6 protein-coding genes are annotated in these 6727 nt (G+C 70.4%); 2 read left to right on the top strand and 4 right to left on the bottom strand.

The window, feature by feature from the left end; genetic code table 11:
• Positions 1-84: 84 nt before the first annotated feature.
• Together cimA and cysS are read right to left on the bottom strand one after the other, a co-directional pair.
• Positions 85-1707 carry a citramalate synthase gene (gene cimA, locus ACTS11_RS20425; protein ID WP_442642121.1) on the bottom strand — a complete coding sequence of 541 codons (1623 nt, stop codon included), beginning with the start codon at positions 1705-1707 and terminating at the stop codon, positions 85-87.
• A gap of 253 nt (positions 1708-1960) precedes the next feature.
• Entirely contained in the window at positions 1961-3424 is a 1464-nt protein-coding gene (gene cysS, locus ACTS11_RS20420) for a cysteine--tRNA ligase (protein WP_442642120.1), read from the bottom strand.
• A gap of 158 nt (positions 3425-3582) precedes the next feature.
• Here cysS and ACTS11_RS20415 point away from each other — a divergent pair, with 158 nt between their 5' ends.
• Both ACTS11_RS20415 and ACTS11_RS20410 read left to right on the top strand, forming a co-directional pair.
• Positions 3583-3909, top strand: coding sequence for an MmcQ/YjbR family DNA-binding protein (locus tag ACTS11_RS20415; protein WP_442642119.1), 327 nt, complete (start codon positions 3583-3585; stop codon positions 3907-3909).
• A 73-nt stretch (positions 3910-3982) separates the two neighbouring features.
• Positions 3983-5170 carry a pyridoxal phosphate-dependent aminotransferase gene (locus ACTS11_RS20410; RefSeq protein ID WP_442642118.1) on the top strand — a complete coding sequence of 396 codons (1188 nt, stop codon included), beginning with the start codon at positions 3983-3985 and terminating at the stop codon, positions 5168-5170.
• Positions 5171-5213: 43 nt separating this feature from the next.
• Here ACTS11_RS20410 and ACTS11_RS20405 read toward each other — a convergent pair whose 3' ends face one another.
• Positions 5214-5834, bottom strand: coding sequence for an outer membrane protein (locus ACTS11_RS20405; protein WP_442642117.1), 621 nt, complete (start codon positions 5832-5834; stop codon positions 5214-5216).
• A 184-nt stretch (positions 5835-6018) separates the two neighbouring features.
• A complete protein-coding gene (eda, locus tag ACTS11_RS20400; protein ID WP_442642116.1) occupies positions 6019-6657 on the bottom strand; it encodes a bifunctional 4-hydroxy-2-oxoglutarate aldolase/2-dehydro-3-deoxy-phosphogluconate aldolase in 639 nt (212 codons plus the stop codon).
• Positions 6658-6727 lie beyond the last annotated feature (70 nt).

The following is a 6727-nucleotide window of genomic DNA, read 5'->3' as shown; positions in this document are numbered from 1 at the left end:
TCCTGGGGCGTGCCGGGCCCCTGGCGCGAGACGCCCTCGTGAAAGCGGAGGAATGTGTCCATGTTCATCGGTCGGTCCCTGTCTTCAGGCCTCGGGCGCGCCGTCGCGCACCAGCTTCCATTCGATCGCGTCGAGCAGCGCCTCGAAGCTCGCGTCGACGATGTTGGGCGAGACGCCGACGGTCGCCCACCGCCGCCCCGCGCTGTCCTCGCTGTCGATGACCACGCGCGTCACGGCCTCGGTTCCGCCTTGCGTGATCCGCACCTTGAAGTCGACCAGGCGGATGTCGTCGATATAGCCCTGGTAGGGCCCGAGGTCCTTGGCCAGCGCCTTGGCGAGCGCGTTCACCGGGCCCCGGTCGCTGCCCTGCTCGTCCATCGATTCGGACACGGACAGCATCTTGCGATCCCCGATCTTCACCACGACCACCGCCTCCGACAGGCTGACCATCCGGTCGTACTTGTTCTTCCGCCGCTCGACCGTCACGCGGTAGCGCTTCACCTCGAAGAACCGCGGCATGATCCCCAGGGCCCGGCGGGCGAGCAGTTCGAAACTGGCCTGCGCGGTGTCGTAGGAATAGCCCTCGTCCTCGCGGGCCTTGATCTCGCGCAGGATTTCGCCGAGCGCGGGGTCGGCGTCGGCGACCTCGATGCCCGCCTCCCTCAGCCGCTGGCGGAGGTTCGACTGCCCGGCCTGGTTCGACATCGGGATGATGCGGGCGTTGCCCACGGTCTCGGGCGCGATGTGCTCGTAGGTCGCGGGGTTCTTCACGATGGCCGAGGCGTGGAGGCCCGCCTTGTGCGCGAAGGCCGAGGCGCCGACATAGGCGGCCTGCCGCGTCGGCACGCGGTTCAGGATGTCGTCGAGCATCCGCGAGGTGCGCGTCAGGCCCGCCAGCGCCCCGGGCGTGATGCCGGTCTCGTAGCGGCTGGCCCAGGGCTCCTTCAGGAGGAGCGTCGGGATGAGCGAGGTGAGGTTCGCGTTGCCGCAACGCTCGCCGAGACCGTTCAGCGTCCCCTGCACCTGCCGCGCGCCCGCCTCGACGGCGGCGAGGCTGCCGGCCACCGCCGTCTCGGTGTCGTTGTGGCAGTGGATGCCGAGGCGGTCGCCGGGGATGCCGGCGGCGATGACCTCCGCCACGATCCGCCCGATCTCGCCCGGCAACGTGCCGCCGTTGGTGTCGCAGAGCACGACCCACCGCGCGCCCGCGTCGCGCGCGGCCCTCGCGCAGTCGAGCGCGTAGGCGGGGTTCGCCCTGTAGCCGTCGAAGAAGTGCTCCGCGTCGAACAGCGCCTCGCGCCCCTGCGCGACCACGTGGGCGACGGAGGCGGAGATGTTGCCGAGGTTCTCCTCCAGCGCGATGCCGAGCGCCTCGGTGACGTGGAAGTCGTGGGTCTTGCCGACGAGGCAGACGGCGGGCGTGCCGGCGTTGAGGACGGCGGCCAGCACGTCGTCGTTCGCGGCCGAGCGCCCCGCCCGCTTGGTCATGCCGAAGGCGGTCATGGTGGCGCGGGTCGCGGGGGCGGCCTCGAAGAAGGCGCTGTCGGTCGGGTTCGCGCCCGGCCAGCCGCCCTCTATGTAGTCGAGCCCGAGCGCGTCGAGCGCCTCGGCGATGCGCACCTTCTCGGCCGTCGAGAACTGCACGCCCTGCGTCTGCTGCCCGTCGCGCAGCGTGGTGTCGTAGAGGTAGAGGCGCTCGCGGGTCATGGGTGGGCACCGCCACCCGCGTCAGCCCACCGTAGGGCGGGACTTGTCCCGCCGCGCAAGGCTGGCGGGACAAGTCCCGCTCTACGGGATGAAGCGCCCAGGCAGAAGTCCGGTAGAGTTGCCTCAAGCGCGGCGGGGACGACTACGGCCCGGCCAGCCCCCGACCGCCCCGTCGCACCGAAGGTTCGCGCCTCAGGCGCGACGCGGGGGCTTCTCCCTTGCCCGCGGTCGGGAGCTGGCCGACGTTGCGCGCTCATAGGATGTTCTCGAGTTTTGCGGGGTCGAAATCTGGCGTGAATTCGAAATCCGTTCCTCCCGGAACATCGCGCAATAAAACGCCGGCGTCAGCTAGCGCATCTCTAATGCGATCCGACTCCGCATAGTCTCTATCGCGCTTCGCCAATATTCGACGTGCAATTAGGGCTTCAATAGTCTGGCCAAAAACCGATTTGTTGTAGGCCACTCCCAGCTCGAACTTTCGGATCATATCGTCAACGGTTCTAGGCCGAAGCGCCTCCCATACATCGTCTAGGTCAATGCCGAGGAGCTCCTTCATGCACCAATACAGGCTTCCTAGCGCTCGGTTTCCTTCGTTTGTGGCTTCTTTGGCTTGGATGTAGAGTTCATTACAACGGGCGAGCGCAAGATGCGCATTGAGATCGTCCGAAAGCGCACGGACGACAATTGGATCAAGTTCTGGCTCTGACGCCGTTCTTGCCGCAGGCCTTTCAGAAAGCAGTTGAGCCCATCTCCTCAGCGTTGCTTTCGCCTCCTCCGCCTTCTTCGCCGTCCAGTCCATCGGCTTCGAGTAATGCGTGGACAGGAACACGAAGCGGATCACCTCGCCTGGTATCCCCTGCTCCAGCAATTCGCGCACGGTGAAGAAGTTGCCGAGGGACTTCGACATCTTCCTGCCCTCGACCTGGAGCATCTCGTTGTGCATCCAGATCTTCGCGAAATGCCCCTCGGGGTGGGCGCAGGCCGATTGCGCGATCTCGTTCTCGTGGTGCGGGAACAAGAGGTCGTTGCCGCCGCCATGGATGTCGAAGCTCGCGCCCAGAAGCTCGTGCGCCATGGCCGAGCATTCGATGTGCCAGCCGGGCCGCCCCCGCCCCCAGGGGCTGTCCCAGCCCGGCAGGCTGTCGTCCGAGGGCTTCCACAACACGAAGTCCATCGGGTCGCGCTTCCACGGCGCGACCTCGACGCGGGCGCCCGCGATCATGTCCTCGACCGAGCGGCCCGAAAGCCGGCCGTAGTTCCGGTAGCTCGACACGGAGAAGAGGACATGGCCCTCCGCCTCGTAGGCGTGGCCCCCGGCGACCAGGTCCTCGATCATCGCGATCATCGCGCCGATATAGGCCGTGGCGCGGGGCATGTGCGTGGGCTCCAGCACGCCGAGCGCGCCCATGTCCTCGAGATACCAGGCGATGGTCTCGTCCGTGATCTCGGAGATCGGCCGCCCCGTCTCGGCGGCGCGGGCGTTGATCTTGTCGTCGACGTCGGTGAAGTTGCGCACGTAGGTCACGTGATCGGCCCCGTATTCATGGCGCAGCAGCCGGAAGAGCACGTCGAAGACCACGGCGGGCCGGGCGTTGCCGAGATGCGCGCGCTCGTAGACGGTGGGGCCGCAGACATACATGCGCACGTTCTGCGGGTCGATCGGCTCCAGCCGCTCGACCTTCCGCGTCATCGAGTTCCTGAGCCTGATCCCGACCATTTTCCCGTTCTCCCGCAGGCTTTCCGCGCGAGGCGCACCTAGCAGGTTGCGGGGCCGAAGGGAACCGATGGCGGCGCACCGGGCCGGACGGGCTTGCGACTCGCCCCCCTTTTGATTGTATCCTGCGGCATACACGGGACGAGCGACCACTCAGACCCATGCACCAGACGTTTGCAGACCGCGTCTGCCGCGCTCTCGCAGATACCGAGCGGCAGCAGCCCTTCGGCCCGGACACCGTCGTCTGGACCGTCGAGGGGCACATGTTCGCGGCCTACACCGAGAACGGGCACGGCGTGAGCCTGCGGATGGACTACGTCGTCGCGGCGCGGATGGTGAACGAGGGGCGCGCCCACTCGCCGCCCTCGCTGACCGACGCGGGCTGGGTGCTGGTGCCCTGGGAGACGCCGCCCGACGAGTTGCAGCGGCGGATCATCGCGTCCTACCGGCTGGTGCGGACCGACAACGACGCCCCGCTCGAGACCTGAGCGGCGCCTCTTGCGGAGCGTCCGCCGCCGTGGTCTCGTCCGGGCGATCCCCCGCACGACCGGAAGGCCCGCCATGCCCGAACGCTCCACCCGTATCCGCGCGCTCCTCGGCGGCGAGGCCGACGCCTGGGAGGTGTTCTACAAGGCGCGTGCGATGAAGGCCGCGGGCCAGCCGGTGCTGGAGCTGACCATCGGCGAGCACGACACGCGCACCGATCCCGCGATCCTCGACGCGATGCATGCCGCGGCGCGCGCGGGGCACACGGGCTATGCCGTCGTGCCGGGAATCGCCGCGCTCCGCGACCGGATCGCGGCGCGTCTCTCGGCGGCCTCGGGGCTGGCGCTCGGGCGCGAGAACGTGCTGGTGACGCCGGGGGGGCAGGCCGCGCTCTTCGCCGCGCATCACGCGGCACTCGACGAAGGGGACACCGGCCTCCTGATCGACCCCTACTACGCCACCTATCCCGGCACGATCCGCGCCGTCGGCGCGCGGCCGGTCCGCGTCGCCGCACGCCCCGGGGACGGGTTCCAGCCGCGCGGCGAGGACATCCTGGCCGCGGCGCGCGCGACGGGGGCGCGGAGCCTCCTGATCAACTCGCCCAACAACCCGACCGGCGCCGTCTACACGGCCGAGACGATGGACGGCATCGCGCGGGCGGCGGCGGAGGCGGACCTCTGGGTGATCTCCGACGAGGTCTACGACACGCAGGTCTGGCACGGGTGGCACCTGCCCTTCGCCGGGCGGCCGGGCATGGCGGAGCGGACGCTGACGGTGGGGTCGATGTCGAAGAGCCACGCCATGACGGGCTCGCGCATCGGCTGGGTCGCGGGACCGGCCGAGGCCATCGCCGATCTGGTGCAACTCGCCACGCACACGACCTACGGGGTGCCGGGCTACATCCAGGACGCGGCGCTCTTCGCGCTCGACCTCGGGCCGGAGGTGGAGGCCGCGGTGGCCGAGCCCTTCCGGCGGCGGCGCGACCTCGTGCTCGACCGGATCGGTCGGCAGCAGGTGCTGGGCGCGGTACCGCCAGACGGGGCGATGTACGCGATGATCGACGTGCGGCGGACGGGGATGTCGGGGACGGAATTCGCCGAGGCGCTGCTCGCGGAGCGGCTGGTCGCGGTCATGCCGGGGGAGAGCTTCGGGACGGCGGCGGCGGGGCATGTGCGCGTCGCGCTGACGCTGCCGGACGCGCAGTTCGCCGAAGCGCTCGACCGGCTGATCGGCTTCGCCGCGGGGCGCGCGGCGGCGGCCTGAAGAACGGCCCGGACGCAGTCGTCCGGGCCGCGTAGTCATGCGATCAGAAGCGGAAGGCCGCGTTCACGCCGAAGGTCAGGGCATCGACGTCGGTGCCAGCGATGTTGTCGAAGTCCTGGAACTCGTGCTGGAGAAGCTCGGCACCGACGGTCAGCGTCTCGGTCAGCGCGTAGTCCATGCCCACGCCGTAGAAATAGCCGTGGCCGCGCAGCGTGTCGGCACCGGCATCGACCGTGGCGACCGCGCCGCCGGCGGTGCCGTAGAACAGCATGTTGCCCGCGTCGAAGCCGGCCTCGAGCCCGAGGCGGCTGACGGTGTCAATGTCGCCGACGCCCGGCAGGTTGATGTCCGCCGCGTTCACGTCCAGCTCCGCGCCGAGAACGTAGTTGCCGAAGTCGTAGCGGTAGCCTGCGAAGATGCCGCCGAGCATCCCGTCGCCCGAGATGCCTCCGGTCACGTTGGCGTCGCCGTACTCGAGCTGCACACCGCCGTAGAGGCCGGTCCAGTCGGCGGAGGGCATCGGCGCGGGCGCCGCGGGGATGACGGCCGGGGCCGGTGCGGGTTCGGCCATGCCGCCGGCGAGGGCCGGCGCGGCGACGAGCGCGAGCGCGCCCGCGAGGACGCCGAGACGCCCGGTGCGTGCCGCGGTCATTCTCTTGGTCATTTGGTCTTGTCCTTTCCATTGCTCGATGAGGCGGGGTCGCGCTTGCGGCGCCACCGTCCTCTCAACGCCCGACATGGAGAAGGGTTTCGCGGTTTGCCAATCACGGCTGCGTGTTGCGCGGCGGGCTGCCGGAAGACACCCCGCGCCTCGGCGGAGCATGGCCCACGCGACCGAAGGGCGCAGGTCAGCGGAGCGCCGCCGCCTCGCGCGCCAGCGCCTCGATGCCGGCCCAGTCGCCCCGCGCCCGGAGGTCGGCGGGCGCCACCCAGGAGCCGCCGGCGCAGATCACGTTGGGCAGCGCGAGGTAGTCGCGCGCGTTGCCGGGCGAGACGCCGCCCGTGGGACAGAACGCCACCTGCGGCAGGGGGCCGGCCAGCGCGGCGAGATAGGCGACCCCGCCCGCGGGACCGGCGGGGAAGAACTTGAGCATGTCGTAGCCCGCCTCGAGAAGGCGCATCGCCTCGGTGGCCGTGGCCGCGCCCGGCAGGAGCGGCAGGCCCTCCTCGGCGCAGGCCGCGAGAAGCGCCTCGGTGGCCCCCGGCGAGACGCCGAAGCGCGCGCCCGCGGCCCTGGCGGCGCGGACATCGGCGGGCGTGAGGAGGGTCCCCGCCCCGACGACACCGCCCGGCACCTCGGCCATGGCGGCGATGGCCTCGAGCGCGGCGGGCGTTCTCAGCGTGACCTCGAGCGCGGGAAGGCCGCCCGCGACCAGCGCCTCGGCGAGGGGACGGGCGTGGCCCGCGTCCTCGACGACGAGGACGGGAATGATCGGGGCGAGGGAGGCGATCTCGCGGGCGGAACGGGACTGGTCTCTCGGCGTCATGCTCGGCACTCGTCGGGATCGGGAACGGGGGTCGCGCCGCCGGACCCCCGGAAGGGGCCCGCCGGCGCGG

Source organism: Roseicyclus sp., assembly GCF_052168335.1.
GTDB lineage: Bacteria > Pseudomonadota > Alphaproteobacteria > Rhodobacterales > Rhodobacteraceae > Roseibacterium.
The sequence above is the reverse complement of the archived record's forward strand: the minus strand, read 5'-3'. Positions and strand labels throughout refer to the sequence as shown.